Annotated in this window: 16 protein-coding genes; 9 read left to right on the top strand and 7 right to left on the bottom strand. The window is 60.0% G+C overall.

Features of this window, described 5'->3' with window-relative positions; translation table 11 throughout:
• The 9 genes from PHW99_RS01065 to PHW99_RS01025 all read left to right on the top strand — a co-directional run.
• Positions 1–1284, top strand: a 1284-nt coding sequence (locus PHW99_RS01065; RefSeq protein ID WP_300172861.1) for a methylmalonyl-CoA mutase family protein, incomplete at its 5' end; no start/stop codon positions are given.
• A gap of 47 nt (positions 1285–1331) precedes the next feature.
• On the top strand, positions 1332–1646 hold the full coding sequence (locus PHW99_RS01060; RefSeq protein ID WP_300172859.1) for a hypothetical protein: 315 nt from the start codon (positions 1332–1334) through the stop codon (positions 1644–1646).
• Positions 1624–2046, top strand: a complete 423-nt coding sequence (locus PHW99_RS01055; RefSeq protein ID WP_300172857.1) for a PIN domain-containing protein — start codon at positions 1624–1626, stop codon at positions 2044–2046. Before PHW99_RS01060 ends, PHW99_RS01055 begins: the two co-directional genes overlap by 23 nt.
• A gap of 15 nt (positions 2047–2061) precedes the next feature.
• Positions 2062–2523: a GNAT family N-acetyltransferase gene (locus PHW99_RS01050; protein WP_300172855.1), complete on the top strand. Its 462-nt coding sequence runs from the start codon at positions 2062–2064 to the stop codon at positions 2521–2523.
• Entirely contained in the window at positions 2520–3518 is a 999-nt protein-coding gene (meaB, locus tag PHW99_RS01045; protein WP_300172853.1) for a methylmalonyl Co-A mutase-associated GTPase MeaB, read from the top strand. The genes PHW99_RS01050 and meaB overlap by 4 nt, the downstream gene beginning before the upstream one ends.
• A 69-nt stretch (positions 3519–3587) precedes the next feature.
• Positions 3588–5120: an acyl-CoA carboxylase subunit beta gene (locus PHW99_RS01040; protein ID WP_300172851.1), complete on the top strand. Its 1533-nt coding sequence runs from the start codon at positions 3588–3590 to the stop codon at positions 5118–5120.
• A 20-nt stretch (positions 5121–5140) separates the two neighbouring features.
• On the top strand, positions 5141–7189 hold the full coding sequence (locus PHW99_RS01035; protein WP_300172849.1) for an acetyl/propionyl/methylcrotonyl-CoA carboxylase subunit alpha: 2049 nt from the start codon (positions 5141–5143) through the stop codon (positions 7187–7189).
• A complete protein-coding gene (locus PHW99_RS01030; RefSeq protein ID WP_300172847.1) occupies positions 7186–7671 on the top strand; it encodes a VOC family protein in 486 nt (161 codons plus the stop codon). The genes PHW99_RS01035 and PHW99_RS01030 overlap by 4 nt, the downstream gene beginning before the upstream one ends.
• A 98-nt stretch (positions 7672–7769) precedes the next feature.
• A complete protein-coding gene (locus PHW99_RS01025) occupies positions 7770–9263 on the top strand; it encodes a methyl-accepting chemotaxis protein (RefSeq protein ID WP_300172845.1) in 1494 nt (497 codons plus the stop codon).
• Positions 9264–9278: 15 nt separating this feature from the next.
• On the opposite strand, the gene rsxB is transcribed toward PHW99_RS01025, so the two are convergent.
• The 7 genes from rsxB to PHW99_RS00990 all read right to left on the bottom strand — a co-directional run bounded on the left by rsxB (position 9279) and on the right by PHW99_RS00990 (position 17143).
• Positions 9279–9947, bottom strand: a complete 669-nt coding sequence (gene rsxB, locus PHW99_RS01020; protein WP_300172843.1) for an electron transport complex subunit RsxB — start codon at positions 9945–9947, stop codon at positions 9279–9281.
• The gene (phaZ, locus tag PHW99_RS01015) at positions 9944–11302 is read right to left on the bottom strand and encodes a polyhydroxyalkanoate depolymerase (RefSeq protein WP_300172841.1); all 1359 of its coding nucleotides are present in this window, start codon (positions 11300–11302) and stop codon (positions 9944–9946) included. Before phaZ ends, rsxB begins: the two co-directional genes overlap by 4 nt.
• A gap of 156 nt (positions 11303–11458) precedes the next feature.
• Positions 11459–12274, bottom strand: coding sequence for a Rossmann-like and DUF2520 domain-containing protein (locus PHW99_RS01010; RefSeq protein ID WP_300172839.1), 816 nt, complete (start codon positions 12272–12274; stop codon positions 11459–11461).
• A gap of 87 nt (positions 12275–12361) precedes the next feature.
• Positions 12362–13558: an amino acid aminotransferase gene (locus PHW99_RS01005; RefSeq protein WP_300172837.1), complete on the bottom strand. Its 1197-nt coding sequence runs from the start codon at positions 13556–13558 to the stop codon at positions 12362–12364.
• Between the two features lie 94 nt (positions 13559–13652).
• Positions 13653–14429: a DeoR/GlpR family DNA-binding transcription regulator gene (locus PHW99_RS01000; RefSeq protein WP_300172835.1), complete on the bottom strand. Its 777-nt coding sequence runs from the start codon at positions 14427–14429 to the stop codon at positions 13653–13655.
• Between the two features lie 21 nt (positions 14430–14450).
• Complete coding sequence (locus tag PHW99_RS00995) at positions 14451–16136, bottom strand: ABC transporter permease subunit (protein WP_300172833.1); 1686 nt, start codon at positions 16134–16136, stop codon at positions 14451–14453.
• The gene (locus tag PHW99_RS00990) at positions 16133–17143 is read right to left on the bottom strand and encodes an ABC transporter ATP-binding protein (protein ID WP_300172831.1); all 1011 of its coding nucleotides are present in this window, start codon (positions 17141–17143) and stop codon (positions 16133–16135) included. Before PHW99_RS00990 ends, PHW99_RS00995 begins: the two co-directional genes overlap by 4 nt.
• Positions 17144–17162 lie beyond the last annotated feature (19 nt).

The raw sequence follows: 17162 nt of genomic DNA, 5'->3' as shown, positions 1-17162 counted from the left end.
GAAGTGGCCAAAATGCGCGCTGCCCGTCTGCTGTGGTGCCGCATCATGAAGGGTTTTGAGGCCAAAAAGCCCAAGAGCCTGATGCTGCGCACCCACTGCCAGACCAGCGGCTGGAGCCTCACCGAGCAAGACCCCTACAACAACGTGGTGCGCACCACCATCGAGGCCATGGCGGCGGTATTTGGCGGCACCCAGTCGCTGCACACCAATTCATTCGACGAAGCCATTGCCCTGCCGACCGAGTTCAGCGCCCGTATCGCCCGCAACACCCAGCTCATCATCCAGGAAGAGACCCACATCACCAACGTGATTGACCCCTGGGCCGGTTCGTACATGATGGAAAAGTTGACCCAGGACATGGCCGATGCCGCCTGGGCCATCATCGAAGAGGTCGAGGCCATGGGCGGCATGACCAAGGCCGTGGATAGCGGCTGGGCCAAGCTCAAGATCGAGGCTGCCGCTGCGGACAAGCAGGCCCGCATTGACTCTGGCCGCGACGTGATCGTCGGTGTGAACAAATACAAGCTCAAGACCGAAGATGTCATTGAAGCCCGCGACATCGATAACATGGCGGTGCGTGACGGGCAGATTGAACGCCTCAAAGTCATCAAACAAAAACGTGATGCAGCCCAGGTAGAACAAGCGCTGGCAGCTATCACAAATGCAGCAAAAACCGGCACGGGCAACCTGCTGGATTTGAGCATCAAGGCGGTGCGCGCGCGTGCCACCGTGGGTGAAATCAGCGACGCGATGGAGCAGGCTTTTGGCCGCCACCGCGCCGATACACAAAAGGTGACCGGTGTGTACGCAGCCGCTTACGACAGTGCCGAAGGTTGGGACAAGCTCAAGGAAGAAATTGCCGCTTTTGCCGAAGCACAGGGTCGCCGCCCCCGGGTGATGATCAGCAAGCTCGGCCAGGACGGCCACGACCGCGGTGCCAAAGTGGTGGCCACCGCTTTTGCCGACCTGGGCTTTGACGTGGACATGGGGCCGTTGTTCCAGACCCCCGAAGAATGCGCCCGCCAGGCGATAGAAAACGACGTGCACGCCGTGGGCGTTTCTACACTGGCAGCCGGCCACAAAACCCTGGTGCCCGCCATCATTGCCGAGTTGAAAAAGCAGGGCGCTGACGACATCATCGTCTTCGTTGGCGGTGTGATTCCGCGCCAGGATTACGACATGCTCTATGAAGCTGGTGTCAAAGGCATCTACGGCCCTGGCACGCCGATTCCGGCCAGCGCCAAGGATGTGTTGGAGCAGATCAAGAAAGCGCTGGCTGTTTGAAATTCGTGTCGTTACACTGTAATACCGTATTTCAATAGGAGTAGATCATGGCGATTTCCGTTCGCATGGACCCCTTGCTCGAAAAAGAAATGGAGCTTGCCGCCAAGCGAAAGGGCCTGACCAAGTCGCAATTTGTCATCAATGCCGTGCAAATGGCACTGGGCAAGCGCGACCCGCATGCTTTGATGAAAACCATCGTGGCAGAAGAAGAGCAGCGTGCCTATGGCCCGGTAGCCGTGGCCAGCGAGCGCCTGGCCGCAAAATCATTTGAAGGGCATGAGCAGCCCTATGACACCGAAGCCTCCCGCGCTCAACTGCTGAACAAACTCAAGGACAAGCATGGTTGCAGCGGCACTTGTTGATGCCAGTGCCCTGGTGGCCTTGTTTGGGCACGACCAGCCGCAGCAGGCGCACTACGTTGGCCTGTTTGAGCAAGCCTCCAACGAACATTGGATGCTGGCATCCACTTGGCCCTGCGTCACAGAAGCCAGCTACTTGCTGGGCTTGCCACGGCGCTTCGCCTTTTTACGTTGGGTGGCCGCAGGCGGGGTCACGATTTACCCGTTTGATCAGGAAACCCTGGAGAGCATGGTCGAATTCATGCGTCAGTACACCGAAGAGCCACACACCGAGATGGATTTGGCTGATGCTTCCCTGTTCTGGCTGGCCGCAGACACTGGAATCAACCGCATCATGACGCTGGATGTGCGTGACTTTTCCCGCTACCGCCTGCCGGATGGGCGTGTGTTTGAGATTTTGTGAGTGATGACCGCCACCATGCCAACCTTGAGCCCCGTTGCCACTGTCGATTTTGACGACATGGTGGCCTTGCGTATGGAGGCTCTGCGACCGAGCCTGGAGCGCCTTGGGCGTTTTGATCCGGTTCGGGCACGCGAGCGCCTCGCGGCTGGGTTCAAGCCCGAACACATGCAGCACATCAATCTGGACGGTCAGCGCATTGGTTTCATCACCTTGCGCCCGGATGATGGTGCTGGGCTGCACGCACTACACCTGGATCACCTCTATATCCGGCCGGCCTGCCAAGGTCAAGGCATCGGCGCGTGGGCGCTGAATTGGGCCAAGGAACAGGCGGCGGGACAAGGCTGTGACATCACCTTGTCCGCGTTGAAACACAGTGCCTCCAATCGTTTCTACCTGCGTCATGGTTTTGTTCAAGTGGGCGAGTCCGAGTTTGACCTGGATTACCGCTGGTCGCTGACTCAGGGAGCGTTGGAATGAACTTGCTGGAGCCTATTTTGCAAGGCAGCGGTGCCCAGCAGCGCCGCGCCATCGCCAAAGCCATCACGTTGCTGGAATCCACCCGCGCTGACCACCGCGTGCAGGCCGATGAGCTCCTGACCGCCTTGCTGCCCCACACCGGCAAGGCGCTGCGCCTGGGCATCAGCGGCGTGCCCGGCGTGGGCAAATCCACCTTTATTGAAGCGCTAGGCCTGTACCTGATCGGTCAGGGTCACCGCGTGGCGGTGCTGGCGGTGGACCCCAGCAGCAGCGTCTCTGGCGGCTCCATCCTGGGTGACAAAACCCGCATGGAGCACCTGTCGGTGAACGACAAGGCCTTTATTCGCCCCAGCCCCAGCAGCGGCACGCTTGGCGGTGTGGCCGAAAAAACCCGCGAGGCCATGCTGGTCTGCGAGGCGGCAGGGTACGACGTGGTGATCGTCGAAACCGTGGGTGTGGGCCAGAGCGAAACCGCAGTTGCCGACATGACTGACATGTTTGTGCTGCTGCAATTGCCCAACGCCGGCGACGATTTGCAAGCCATCAAGAAAGGTGTGATGGAGCTGGCCGATCTGGTCGTGATCAACAAGGCAGATATTGATGCCAGTGCCGCTACCCGGGCGCAGGCCCAGATCACCTCGTCGCTGCGTCTTCTGGGGCTGCATGGCCACCCCGACCATGCCCATCATGACACGCATATCTGGCACCCGCAGGTCATTCAACTCAGTGCCTTGCTGGGTCAGGGGGTGGACGTGTTCTGGCACAAGGTGCTGGAGTTCAAGGCACTGCAGACCGGCCATGGTCAGTGGCTCACGCGCCGGCAGAACCAGGCATTGGCCTGGATGTGGGAACATATTGACGCCGGTTTGAAACAGGCGTTTCGCCAGCACCCGGCGGTGCAGGCCATGCTGCCGACGCTGACCCAGGAGGTTCTGCAAGGTCGCATGGCGGCCTCAACTGCAGCAAGAAATATGCTCTCAGCCCAGAAGAAATAAGCGCTGACAGCTATCTAATTTATAGCAATTATTTTCAACCATTTTTCCGACCCAAGAAAGACAACCACCATGCATGACATCCTGGAACAACTGGAGAAGAAGCGCCAACTCGCCCGTTTGGGCGGGGGACAAAAACGCATTGACGCCCAGCACAAGAAAGGCAAACTCACCGCTCGCGAGCGCCTGGACGTGTTGCTTGATGAGGGCACGTTTGAGGAATGGGACATGTTTGTCGAGCACCGCTGCTCAGACTTCGGCATGCAAGACAACAAGATCCCCGGTGACGGCGTGGTCACCGGCTACGGCATGATCAATGGTCGCCTGGTGTTTGTCTTCAGCCAGGACTTCACCGTGTTTGGCGGCGCCTTGTCCGAAGCCCATGCTGAGAAGATCTGCAAGATCATGGACCAGGCGATGAAAGTTGGTGCACCGGTGATTGGCCTGAACGACTCGGGCGGCGCGCGCATTCAGGAAGGCGTGGCTTCTCTTGGCGGTTATGCCGACGTGTTTCAGCGCAATGTGATGGCCAGCGGCGTGATTCCGCAGATCAGCATGATCATGGGACCATCCGCCGGGGGCGCGGTGTACAGCCCGGCCATGACCGACTTCATTTTCATGGTGAAGGACAGCTCCTACATGTTCGTCACCGGCCCCGAAGTAGTGAAGACCGTGACCCATGAGGATGTCACCGCGGAGGAACTGGGCGGCGCCATCACCCATACCACCAAGAGCGGCGTGGCTGACCTGGCGTTTGAGAACGATGTCGAAGCGCTGCTGATGTTGCGCCGCCTGTACAACTACCTGCCACTGAACAACCGCGAAAAAGCCCCGGTGCGCCAGAGTGGTGATCCGGCCGGACGGATGGAGCATAGCCTGGACACGCTGGTGCCAGACAACCCCAACAAGCCTTACGACATGAAAGAGCTGATCGTCAAAACCGTCGACGATGGCGACTTTTTTGAGCTGCAACCCGAATACGCCAAGAACATCATCATCGGCTTTGGCCGCATGGACGGCCAGACCATCGGCATCGTCGCCAACCAGCCGCTGGTGCTGGCTGGATGCCTGGACATCAAGAGCAGCATCAAGGCCGCACGTTTTGTGCGCTTTTGTGATGCCTTCAACATCCCGGTCATCACCTTTGTCGACGTGCCCGGTTTCATGCCAGGCACGAGCCAAGAGTACGGCGGCATCATCAAACACGGGGCCAAGCTGCTTTACGCCTACGCCGAGTGCACCGTGCCCAAGATCACCGTCATCACCCGCAAAGCTTACGGCGGCGCGTATGACGTGATGAGCTCCAAACACCTGCGCGGTGACGTCAACTTTGCCTGGCCCAACGCCGAAATCGCGGTGATGGGCGCCAAGGGCGCGGTGGAAATCATCTTCCGCGAGGACAAGGGTGACCCCGAAAAACTCGCCGCCAAGGAGGCCGAATACAAGGCCCGCTTTGCCAATCCGTTTGTGGCAGGGGCCCGTGGCTTCATTGATGACGTGATCCTGCCCAGTGAAACGCGTAAACGCATCTGCCGCAGCCTGGTCATGCTCAAGGACAAGAAACTCGACAACCCGTGGCGCAAACACGGCAACATTCCGCTTTAAGACCCGAGGAGAACAAGAACATGTTTAAGAAGATACTGATCGCAAATCGGGGTGAAATCGCCTGCCGTGTGATTCGCACCGCCCAGAAGATGGGCATCAAGACCGTGGCTGTGTATTCGGATGCCGACCGTGACGCCCGCCATGTGCTGCTGGCTGACGAAGCTGTGCACATTGGGGCTCCCGCCAGCCGCGAGAGTTACCTGGTGGCAGACAAGATCATCGCCGCCTGCAAACAAACCGGCGCTGAAGCCTTGCACCCCGGCTATGGCTTCCTCAGTGAAAACGCTGAATTTGCCAAGCGGGTGGAAGAAGAGGGCATTGTCTTCATCGGCCCCAAGCACTACTCGATGGCGGCCATGGGCGACAAGATCGAGTCGAAAAAACTCGCCGGTTCGGCCGGTGTCAACTGCATTCCCGGTGTCAACAGCGCCATTGAATCGGCTGAAAAGGCCGTTGAAATTGCCAAAGGCATTGGCTACCCGGTGATGATCAAGGCCAGCGCCGGTGGTGGTGGCAAGGGCTTGCGTGTGGCCTACAACGACAAGGAAGCCTTTGAAGGTTTCACCAGTTGCAGCAATGAGGCCCGCAACAGTTTTGCCGACGACCGTGTGTTTGTGGAAAAGTTCGTCGAAGAGCCGCGTCACATCGAAATCCAGTTGATCGGTGATGCCCACGGCAACGTGCTGTACCTCAACGAGCGCGAATGCTCCATCCAGCGCCGTCACCAGAAGGTGATCGAGGAAGCCCCCAGCCCCTTCATCAGCGACGCCACGCGCAAGGCCATGGGCGAGCAGGCCGTGGCCTTGGCCAAGGCCGTCAAATACCAGAGCGCGGGTACGGTCGAGTTCGTTGTCGGCAAAGACCAGAGCTTCTACTTCCTGGAAATGAACACCCGCCTGCAGGTGGAGCACCCGGTCACCGAGTGCATCACCGGGCTGGATCTGGTGGAACTGATGATCCGCGTGGCTGCGGGTGAGAAACTGCCCATGACTCAGGCCGAAGTCAAGCGCAACGGCTGGGCGATCGAATGCCGCATCAACGCCGAAGACCCGTTCCGCAACTTCCTACCCTCCACCGGCCGCCTGGTGCGCTTTACACCGCCCAGGCAGACCATGTTCCAGGCCAACACCCTGGACTGGTTTGGCGTGCGGGTCGACACCGGTGTGCAGGACGGTGGCGAGATCCCGATGTATTACGACTCGATGATCGCCAAGCTCATTGTGCACGGCACTGACCGGCTCGATGCCATTGCCAAGATGCGCGAAGCCCTGAACGGTTTTGTCATTCGCGGCATCAGCAGCAACATCCCGTTCCAGGCTGCTTTGCTGGCTCATCCCAAATTTGTTGCCGGCGATTTCAATACCGGGTTCATTGCCGAAAACTACGCCAGCGGCTTCCGGGCCGAGGATGTGCCGCATGAGGACCCCCATTTCCTGATTGCACTGGCTGCGTTTGTGCGTCGCAAATCCCGCGTGCGCGCCGCCGGGTTGAGTGGTCAGCTGCCTGGCTACGCGGTGAATGTTGGCAGCGACTATGTGGTGGTCACACTGGGTCCGGATGGTAGCAATGCCTACACCCCCGTGCATGTGGATGAATTTGCCGGTGAAACCGGGCAGGCGTGCATCAGGATGGGGGCCAGCAGTTATGAAATTCACAGCGATTCCCGGCTCAATGATGTCTGTATCACCGGTACCTGCAATGGCCAGCCGTTTACCGCTCAGGTGGAACGGGGGACCCCGAAAAACCCGCTGGCGCTGCGCCTGCAGCACAACGGGACCCGCATCGATGTGCTGGTGGTCTCGCCCCGCATGGCCGAGCTGCATGCCCTGATGCCCTTCAAGGCCCCGCCAGACATGAGCCGTTATGTGCTCTCTCCCATGCCTGGTTTGCTGGTGGATGTGGCCGTTCAGGTGGGGCAGAAGGTGTTGGCCGGGGAACGGGTGGCCGTGATCGAAGCCATGAAGATGGAAAACGTGCTGTTTGCCGCGGCGGACGGTGTGGTAGGCAAGGTGCTGGCGGCCAAGGGGGAAAGTCTCACGGTGGACCAGCCGATTGTGGAGTTTGTATGAGCAGCCAGACCAACCAGCGCCCGTTCAAGGTTCTGGGTATCCAGCAAATCGCCATCGGAGGCACCAGCAAGGACCAGATGAAAAAACTCTGGGTCGACATGCTCGGGCTGGAGGTTACCGGCACGTTTCAGAGCGAGCGTGAAAACGTCGACGAAGACATTTGCGCCATGGGCAGTGGGCCGTTCAAGGTCGAGGTCGACCTGATGCAACCCATGGACCCCGACAAGAAGCCGGCTGTGCACACCACACCACTGAACCATGTGGGGCTGTGGATTGACGACCTGCTCGCGGCGGTGGCGTGGCTCAGCGCCCAGGGTGTGCGTTTTGCACCCGGCGGTATCCGCCAGGGTGCCGCTGGTTTTGACATCTGTTTTTTGCACCCCAAGGCCAATGAAGAGTTCCCGATTGCAGGCGAGGGGGTATTGATTGAGCTGGTGCAGGCACCACCCGAAGTCATCCGGGCGTTTACGGCACTCGCTTGAATGATTTTCTGCTGCCAGTGTTGGCAGCAGCACGGGGCAGGCAAGGATAACTGCACTGTATGATGGCGCCGCGCTCACAGAAATGCAAGGAAGGCCAGATGTTTAAAGTGATGATGATCCCGGGCTGGTGGCTGTTGTCACGTTTGGGGCTGGCGGCCCGGTTTCTGTTGCTGTCAATCATGTTCATGGTGACCATGGGACTCGCGTTGACGGTATCAGACAGTGTCGGGTTCTGGCTGGCGCTGCTGGGCGCCGGCCTGACCCTGTATCTGGCTCTGGCCTTGTATTTGGCCTTGGCCCGTGGCTTGGCGCGGGTTGACGAAGCCTTGCATCATCTGGTTCGTGGTGATTTGCGCTTCAAACCCGTGTTGGGCGGGCATGACGAAGTAGCCGCCTTGCTTGATGCCAGTTACAAGCTCAGCACCAGCATTTCGGAAATGGTGGCCAATGTCCGCAGCAATGCCGCCTTTGTGTCCCATGCCGGCAACAGTCTGGCCACTGGTAATCAGGAACTCTCCCATCGCACCGAACAGCAGGCCGCCAGCCTTGAGCAAACTGCCGCCAGCGTTGAAGATTTGTCCACGGCGGTGAATGAAAACGCCCGCATGGCCGGTGACGCCAACACCCGTGCCGCAGGTGTGCGTGACATGGCCGAGGATGGTGTGCGTGCCATGAATGAGGCGATTGCATCGATCGAATTGATCCAGGGCAGCGCCAAACGCATGGAAGAAATCATTGGTGTGATTGACGGTTTGGCTTTCCAGACCAATATCCTGGCGCTCAACGCCGCTGTCGAGGCGGCCCGGGCCGGCGAGTCGGGGCGTGGTTTTGCCGTGGTGGCCAGCGAGGTGCGCTCGCTGGCGCAGCGCTCGGCGGAGTCAGCCAAGGAAATTCGCCAGCTTATTGGCACATCGTCCACCCAGGTGGGCACCAGTGTCACCAGCATTCGCCAGGCGGGTGATCAGATCACGCGCATTGTTTCCGGTATCCGGGATGTTGCCGCCAATATGGCGCAAATCTCGAATTCCAGTGCGGAGCAAAGCCATGGCCTCAGTGAGATCACTTCTGCGGTACGCCAGCTCGACCAGATCACCCAGCACAATGCACAGATGGTCGAACACGCCGTGGCCCAGTCCACCAACCTGAAATACCGGGCCGCGACGCTGGTTGAGGGATTTGCCCTGTTCAAGCTACAGCAGGGCACGCCAGAAGAAGCGGTCGATCTGGTGACCCGTGCCATGCAGCATTGGCACCGCACCGGTTCGCGAGACACGTTTTTGCGTGACATCACCGACCGCAACCAGGGCTTTTTTGACCGGGACATGTACGTGTTTGTGCTGGACAAACAAGGCACCTACCTGGCTTTTGGCGGCAACCCATCCAAGGTCGGCACCCGGGTGCAGGACATTCCCGGCATTGATGGAGCGGGTTTGCTCCATGCCATTTACCAGCAGGCTGCGCGGGAGCCGGGCTGGGTTGAGTATGACATCAACAACCCGACCACCGGACGGGTGCAGTCCAAGATGTCTTATGTGGAGCTGGCCGATGACATGGCCGTGGGCTGTGGGGTCTACAAGAATCTGGCGAACTGACGAGCGCCAGCGGACTTAGCCGGGAGCAGGGTCTGCGCCACGTTTGGCCCGCGCTCGGGCCAGGGCAGCTTCAATCACGGCGCGTTTCTTGTCCAGAATGACCGGGTCGGTGTGTTGTGAATGAGCCGCCAGATCCGAGAGCTTGAGACGGGCTTTTTCTTCAAGCCTTTTGGCATTCTCGCCCGCATCCCGCTTGCGTTTATAGCTACTGAATTCGTAGCGACTACGGGCTTCATCAGCCTGCGCCTGGGTCCAGGCCTGCCATCCGGTGGCGGTGCCGGAGACGTTTTCAAGCAAGATGCAGTCCACCGGGCACACGGGCAGACACAGCTCACACCCAGTGCAATGGGGTTCAATCACTGTGTGCATCAGCTTGTTGGCACCAACGATGGCGTCCACTGGACAGGCCTTGATGCACAGCGTGCAGCCAATGCACCAGTTTTCGTCAATGAAAGCCACGGTGCGCGGGCCCTCCAGACCGTGATCTGGATTGAGCGGCAAGGGTGGGCGCTGGGTCAGGGCTGCCAGCCGCGTCACACCGTCCGCGCCACCGGGCGGGCACTGGTTGATGTTGGCGCTGCCGGTGGCAAGTGCCTGGGCGTAAGCAGCACAATCCGCATAACCGCAACGTGTGCACTGCGTTTGCGGCAGCACCGCCAGAATCTTGGCGGCCAGATCCGTCATTCCTTGGGAGAGCTGCTGCGTTTGGCTGTGGTCCGTTTGGCTGTGGCCTTCGGCGTCACAGGCGCTTCATGGGCCTCGGCCATGGGGGGCACAGCCTGGTGGTTCTGAATAAAGGCCCGGATCTTCGGGTAGACCACCTCGCGCCAGCGGCGACCGGCAAAAATGCCGTAGTGGCCAGCACCTTCCACTTCCAGATGCTGCTGCATGGATTTGTCGACACCGCTGCAAATGGTGTGCACCGCAGCCGTCTGGCCCGAACCGGAAATGTCGTCAAGCTCACCTTCTACCGACAGCAGCGCTGTACTGGTGATGTCCTCAGGGTGGACGCGCTCCACCTTGCCATTCACACCTTTCACGTCCCAGGTGCCGTTGACCAGTTTGAACTCCTGGAACACGGTTTTGATGGTCTCCAGGTAGTACGGCGCATCCATGTCCAGGACGGCGTTGTACTCGTCATAAAACTTGCGGTGGGCTTCGGCGCTGGCACCGTCACCCTTGATCAAGTCCTTGAAGTAGTCGTAGTGGCTGCGGGCATGGTTGCTCGGGTTCATCGCCACAAAACCCGAGTGCTGCAGGAAACCGGGGTAAACCTTGCGGCCGGCACCCGGGAAACGGGTGGGCACGCGGTAGATCACATTGTGTTCAAACCACTCGATGCTCTTGTTCATGGCCAGGTTGTTCACCGCCGTGGGTGATTTGCGGGCGTCAATCGGGCCCCCCATCATGACCATGCTCAGCGGTGTGGTTTCCCCCCGACTGGCCATCAGCGACACGGCAGCCAGCACGGGCACTGTGGGCTGGCAGACACTCATGACATGGCAATTGCCGTAGCGCCGCTGCACGTGGCGGATGAACTCCTGAACGTAGTTGACGTAATCATCCAGATGAAATTCACCGTCGGACATCGGCACCAGGCGGGCATTGGTCCAGTCGGTGATGTACACCTTGTGGTCCTTGAGCATGGTTTTGACGGTGTCACGCAGCAGGGTGGCATAGTGTCCAGACAGCGGCGCCACAATCAGCACAGCGGGCTGGTCCTTGAGCTTGGTCAAGGTGTTGACGTCATCGGTGAAACGTTTGAAGCGACGCAGTTCACAAAAGGGCTTCTTGATTTCAACGCGCTCATGGATAGCCACCTCAATGCCGTCCACATCGACGGTACGCAGACCAAATTCCGGCTTTTCGTAGTCTTTGCCCAGCCGGTGCAGCAGATCGTAGCCAGCAGAAATACGCTGCGACAACGGGTGCTGACCCAGCGGAGAGAGTGGATTGGCGTAGATTTTTGCGGCAGATTGGGCCAGATCTGTGAATGGCTCCATCAGCGAACGCTGGGTTTCGTAGAGTTTGTAGAGCACGAAAATACCTTTTGTAAAAATGTTGCAGTGCAATATAACAGCACTTGCCCTCTAATGGGTGACAGGAGTGTCAAAAACGACATTCAAAATCATCAACGACGGTCAGAAGCGGTGCCAAATTTTACAAAAACCGGCCAATTCCACGATCGCCGGAACTCAGGAGTGCGTCAGCTTGCCAGCCAGACGGCTGAGCGCCTGGTAGGCCTGTCCGGCATCGGCATTCCATTGGGTGACCGACTGCCCCTGGGCAGCCACCAGGGACAGATCACCGCGCGCTGCCGGGCCAGTTAGCGCGGCCTTGGGTCCCAGCGCCACGATGTTGTTGACGGCATGGCGCAACAGGCGTTCGCGCATCTGTTGCGCCAGAGCGTCGGGCATACCGCTGTGCTGCCACAGTTGTTCCGCCAGATCCTGCAGCACCGGCAGAAAGTTGGTGGCAAACACGGCAGCGGCGTGATAACGCAGTTTGTGCTGGGCTGCCAAGCGAAAGCATTGGCCGCCCACGACAGTGAAAACAGCATCCAGCAGGTCAAGTGCGGCAGCGTCACCCTCCAGTGCGCAGGGTGTGCCGGCAAACTGTGCCAGCGCCAGTTCGGGCCGGGCAAAACTCAGCAGGCAATGGGCGCTGGCCACAGACCAGCCGCACTGGCGCAGGGGTGACAACTCGGTCGAGTCCAGGGCGCCACTGCAATGAAAGGCCAGGGCAGCAGGCCGGGCAGGGGCAAGCCTCGCCAGTTCAGCAGCCACCACCGAAATCTGCTGGTCGGACACCGCCAGCATCCAGACATCGGCTGCCGGCATCGCCGCCAGGCTGGTGCAGGCTTGACCCGCCCCAATGAACTCCACGGCGTGTTCAGCGCTGGCCCTGGAGCGTGTCAGTGTGGCCTGTACCTGGAACAGACCAGCGGTCTGGAACAGGCGGCCCAGGGTCTGTCCCACGCGGCCACCACCAATGATGTTCAAGGTTTTCATCAAGTTGCCAGATTACTATCAAAAAAATAGCTGCTGACCTTTATTTCATAAGGGCTAAGCAGCTATTTATTGGATCAACGAAGTGATTTACATGACCTTGGCAATGCAGGCGCAAACGTAGTCGATGTTTTTGCTGTTGAGCGCGGCCACACACATGCGGCCGGTGTCGGTGCCGTACACGCCAAACTCGCTGCGCAGGCGCACCATTTGCTCCTTGGACAGGCCAGAGTAGCTGAACATGCCAATTTGCTGGGTGATGAAGCTCATGTCCTGCTTGACACCCGCAGCCTTGAGGCCGTCCACCAGCTTCTGGCGCATGGCCTTGATCCGCACACGCATTTCACCGAGTTCTTTTTCCCACAGAGCACGCAGCTCGGGGTTGTTCAACACGCCGGCCACAATCGCACCGCCATGGGTGGGCGGGTTGCTGTAGTTGGTGCGGATCACGATCTTGAGTTGGCTCAGCACCCGGTCAGCTTCTTCCTTGCTGGCGCACAACACCGACAGGGCACCGACACGCTCGCCGTACAGGCTGAAGCTTTTGGAAAACGAGGTGGAAACAAAGAAGTCCAGGCCAGCGGCGACGAACTTGCCAATCACCGCGCCATCTTCGGCAATGCCATGGCCGAAACCCTGGTAAGCCATGTCCAGGAACGGCACCAGGTTTTTGGCCTTGACCACGGCAATCACCTGATCCCACTGCGCTGGGGTGATGTCATAACCGGTGGGGTTGTGGCAGCAGGCGTGCAAGACAACAACGGTGCCGGGGGCAGCAGCGTTCAGGTCGGCCAGCATGCCGTCAAAGTTCAGGCCACGGGTCTGGTCGTCGTAGTAGCGGTAACTGCCCACCGTGAAACCGGCATTGGTGAACAGGGCGCGGTGGTTTTCCCAGCTCGGGTCTGAAATCAGGACCTTGGCTGCGGGGTTGAGTTTCTTCAGGAAATCAGCGCCTATCTTCAGGCCGCCGGTGCCGCCGATGCCCTGCACCGTGGCCACGCGGCCAGACTTGACTGGTTCGCTGTCGGCACCAAACACCAGGCCCTTGACGGCAGCATCGTAGGCGGCAATGCCGTCAATCGGCAGGTAACCACGGGCCGTGGGCTTGTCCATCATGGTTTTTTCAAAAGCCTGCACACATTGCAGCAGTGGCAATTTGCCGTTGTCGTCAAAGTAGACGCCGACGCCCAAGTTGACCTTGTTGGGGTTGGTATCGGCGTTGTACTGCTCGTTCAGACCCAGAATCGGGTCGCGCGGGGCCATTTCGACAGCAGAAAAGAGTGACATGCGAGGAGTCCTGTAAGGTGAAAAATCATTGGATTTTACCCGCGCCACCCGCTGCTGCAGTGGCCGCCCCATCCAGGTAAGCTGTGCTGCGTACTCAGGCGATCACCAGTTGGGCCGTGCCACGCTGCAACGCCGCAAAGCCGGGAACCGTCCGTGCCCGTGCGTCGGTGACGATGGTATCGATGTCATTGGTTTTGACGTAACTGACGCGGCTGCTCTGCCCGATCTTGCTGTAGTCAGCCAGAATCACCACGTGCCGGGCCTGTTGCGCCATGGCCCGGGCAACGCTCGCCTCGTGGTGCTCGAAACTGGTGGCACCATGCTGGCGGCAGAGGCCAACGGGTGACAGCAGCGCGATGTCGGCCTGATAACGGTGGATCTCGTTGATGGTGTCGTCGCCGTAAGTGGCCTGCACCCCGGCATCGATCCGGCCACCCAGAAGCAGCACCGTGTTGCGTGGCAGATGGCTACCGTCAGCCGTGCCCAGCTTGAGGGCGATGTTCAGGCCGTTGGTGATGAGGGTCAGGCCGCTCATCGACGCCAGCTCTTCGGCCAGGATGGTGGTGGTGCTGCCCGCATCCAGAAACACGGTCTGGCCAGGCTGCAGCAACTTCAGGGCAGCCTTGGCAATGGCGCGTTTTTCTTTCTGGTTGACCCGGGCACGCTCACTCACTGGCGGCTCGGGCTCAGGGCTCTTGAGCACCACGCCGCCATGCACCCGACGCAGCTCCCCCTGGGCTTCGAGTTGCAGCACATCACGCCGCGCCGTTTCACGCGACACGTCAAGATCTTGCGCGATGCGTTCAATGCTGATGTGCTGGAACTTTGCCAGCAGACTGCGTATGCGCAGGATCCGTTCTTCTTGCAACATGCTGCTAATGTCTTGTTGGTCTCAGTGGGACGCCACCGGTTTGCGCGCTGTCAGAACATGCAAGACCAGCGACAGTGTCCCCACCAATGCCATGATACAGGTGGAAAACGCAGCGGCCTGCGAAGTGAAGCCGGCTTCATCCAGGCGCATCACACTGACCGAACCCAACGACATGTTGGGGGTGATCAGGAAAATGATGGCCGAGAGGGTGACCATGGACCGCATGAACAGAAACGCCACGATGGACAGCAGGGTGGTCTGGATGGCGGGCCAGTAGACGTCGCGCAGGATATGGCCGGTTCCACCCCCCAGCACCGTGGTGGCGTCCTCCAGATTGGTGGGCACGTTGCGCATGCCAGTCATCATGGCCACATAACCCTGGGTATGGTAGTGGTAATAGTTGCACAGAGCCAACAGGGCGGCCGAACCGTACAACACGCCCCAAGGCATGCTGGCACTGTTGAAGGTGAACACGTAGGCCAGGCCCATCACCAGGCCAGGCACACCCACCGGCAGGGCACTGAGCAGGCTGGCCAGATTGGCCAGGCGGCCCGGAAACTTGCGCACGGCAAACGCCAGCATGAACAGCATGCTGGTGCCAAACAGAGCCGCCAGCAGCGAAACGTAGACCGAATTCCACAAGGGCGCGTAGCCGTCGGACAGTGTGATGTCGTAGTGTTTGAGCGTGAACTCGAATTTGTAGGGCCACAGCCGCACAAAACTGCCCGCCACCACCGTCAGGATCACGGCGTAAATACTGAATACGATGGCACCGCAGGCCACGGTGAAGCCCACATCACGCACCGGGTGGCGCTGCGGGGAGGGTGGTTGTGCCGCGTCGCCACTGAGGCGGTCTTGGCGTTGGGTGGCCACGTGTTCAATCCAGATCGAAATGGCTGCCGGAGCCAGCAGCAGGATACCGACCACCGCGCCCATGCCGAACTTCATCTGGCCACTGACCTGGTTGTAGATTTCCGTGGCCAGAACGGGGAAGTTGCCGCCAATCACCACAGCGTTGCCAAAATCGGTGATGGTGATGGTGAACACCACAAAACCGGCGCTGAGCAGGCCGTACCGCGCATTGGGCAGCGTGATATCCAGGAACTGGCGCCAGGGTGTCGCACCCAGCACTTCGGCCGCGTCGTACTGGCGCACATCGCCATGGCGCAATGCCGCGCGAATGATCAGCACGGCTTGGGGCAGGGCATACAGGATATCGGCGATCAGCAGCCCCCAGAAGCCATACACGTCCATGCGTAGACCCAACAGCTTGCCCACCAGTCCATTACGCCCGAGCAGGAAGATCAGGCCCAGGCCCAGCACCAGCGACGGTGCCAGCATCGGCAGCGCCATGCCCACGGCCACCAGTCTTTTGCCTGCCATGCGGGTGCGCTCCAGGCCATAGGCCAGCACAAAACCCAATAACACGGTCAGCACCGTGGTGGCCAGCCCCAACCAGGTGCTGTTAAAGGCCGCCCGCCAGACCCCGGGGGTGTCGAGCAGGGCCAGGTAATTGCCCAGGCCGATGCCGCCACTGTCCTGTTGCAGACTACGCCAGGCAATGCTGAGCATGGGCAGGCCAAAAAACAGCACCAGCGCCGCCAGCGGCAGCCCGAGGCAGGCGCGCAGCAGCCAGCGGTCACCTGCCGTCATGGGCAGCGGGGTGCTGATGATGCCGGCGTTCATGGTGGTGACGCCGCTCTTCATGCCGTGATCCAGGCGCAGTCTTGCGGGGCTACATCCACCTGCACGGTGTCGCCCGGGGCAAACGGTGTGGCGCTGCTGGTCTCCGCCAGCAGGTCCTGGCCCATCCAGTGCACATGGATTCGCTGGATGCTGCCCAGGAAACTGACCTGGCCGACGCGCCCGGCAGCACCCGTCTGGGCCTTGAGCTGGAGGCGCTCGGGACGTACACACAGTGCCAGATGGTCGTTGTCGGCGTCCGCCGGCGCATGAGCCAGCAACTGCGGCCAGTAGGTCTGCACCTGCTCACGCGACATCAGGTTGCTGTGGCCCATGAAGTTGGCGACAAAACGGGTGTGCGGGCGCAAGTACAGCTCCTGCGGCGTCCCCACCTGCTCGATATGACCATGATTCATACACACGATGCGATCCGCCATGGCCATGGCTTCCTCCTGGTCGTGTGTCACCATCAGGGTCGGGATGCCAAGCTGGCGCTGCACCTCGCGCAGTTCCAGCCGCAGGTCAGCCCGTACCCGGGCGTCCAGCGCCGACAGCGGCTCATCCAGCAGCAGCAGGGCCGGATTGACCGCCAGCGCCCGGGCAATCGCCACCCGCTGCTGCTGCCCGCCGGAGAGCTGCGCCGGATAGCGCTGCTCAAAACCAGCCAGCTTGACGGTTTGCAACAATTTGCTCACGCGTTGTTGCACTTCCGCCTGGGGCGTGTGGCGAATCGTCAGTCCATAACCCACATTCTGAGCCACGGTCATGTGCGGAAACAGCGAGTACGACTGGAACACGATGCCAAAGCCACGTTCTCGCGCCGGGCGCATCGCCAGATCCTGCTGGTCCAGCAGGATGCGCCCACCGTCGGCACTGAGCAATCCGGCAATGATGCGCAGCAGCGTGGTTTTGCCGCAACCACTGGGCCCGAGCAAACAGACAAATTCAGCGGCACCAACCTGGAGGTCAATGTTGTCCAAGGCCGTGAGGCCGGCGAAATGTTTGTGGAGTGACTCAATTTTCAACGACATGGGCTGGGCCTGCAGGTTA

Origin of the sequence: Rhodoferax sp., from assembly GCF_028689305.1 — a bacterium.
Taxonomy (GTDB): Bacteria; Pseudomonadota; Gammaproteobacteria; order Burkholderiales; family Burkholderiaceae_C; genus Rhodoferax.
Note: the sequence above shows the minus strand (reverse complement) of the source record. Positions and strands in the feature narration are given on the sequence as shown.

Bases quoted from the DNA above. Each gene is read 5' to 3' on its own strand.
- PHW99_RS01060 (WP_300172859.1), top strand. From the start codon at position 1,332: ATGGCGATTTCCGTTCGCATGGACCCCTTGCTCGAAAAAGAAATGGAG.
- PHW99_RS01055 (WP_300172857.1), top strand. From the start codon at position 1,624: ATGGTTGCAGCGGCACTTGTTGATGCCAGTGCCCTGGTGGCCTTGTTT.
- PHW99_RS01050 (WP_300172855.1), top strand. From the start codon at position 2,062: ATGCCAACCTTGAGCCCCGTTGCCACTGTCGATTTTGACGACATGGTG.
- meaB (WP_300172853.1), top strand. From the start codon at position 2,520: ATGAACTTGCTGGAGCCTATTTTGCAAGGCAGCGGTGCCCAGCAGCGC.
- PHW99_RS01040 (WP_300172851.1), top strand. From the start codon at position 3,588: ATGCATGACATCCTGGAACAACTGGAGAAGAAGCGCCAACTCGCCCGT.
- PHW99_RS01035 (WP_300172849.1), top strand. From the start codon at position 5,141: ATGTTTAAGAAGATACTGATCGCAAATCGGGGTGAAATCGCCTGCCGT.
- PHW99_RS01030 (WP_300172847.1), top strand. From the start codon at position 7,186: ATGAGCAGCCAGACCAACCAGCGCCCGTTCAAGGTTCTGGGTATCCAG.
- PHW99_RS01025 (WP_300172845.1), top strand. From the start codon at position 7,770: ATGTTTAAAGTGATGATGATCCCGGGCTGGTGGCTGTTGTCACGTTTG.
- rsxB (WP_300172843.1), bottom strand. From the start codon at position 9,947: ATGACGGATCTGGCCGCCAAGATTCTGGCGGTGCTGCCGCAAACGCAG.
- PHW99_RS01010 (WP_300172839.1), bottom strand. From the start codon at position 12,274: ATGAAAACCTTGAACATCATTGGTGGTGGCCGCGTGGGACAGACCCTG.
- PHW99_RS01005 (WP_300172837.1), bottom strand. From the start codon at position 13,558: ATGTCACTCTTTTCTGCTGTCGAAATGGCCCCGCGCGACCCGATTCTG.
- PHW99_RS01000 (WP_300172835.1), bottom strand. From the start codon at position 14,429: ATGTTGCAAGAAGAACGGATCCTGCGCATACGCAGTCTGCTGGCAAAG.
- PHW99_RS00995 (WP_300172833.1), bottom strand. From the start codon at position 16,136: ATGAAGAGCGGCGTCACCACCATGAACGCCGGCATCATCAGCACCCCG.
- PHW99_RS00990 (WP_300172831.1), bottom strand. From the start codon at position 17,143: ATGTCGTTGAAAATTGAGTCACTCCACAAACATTTCGCCGGCCTCACG.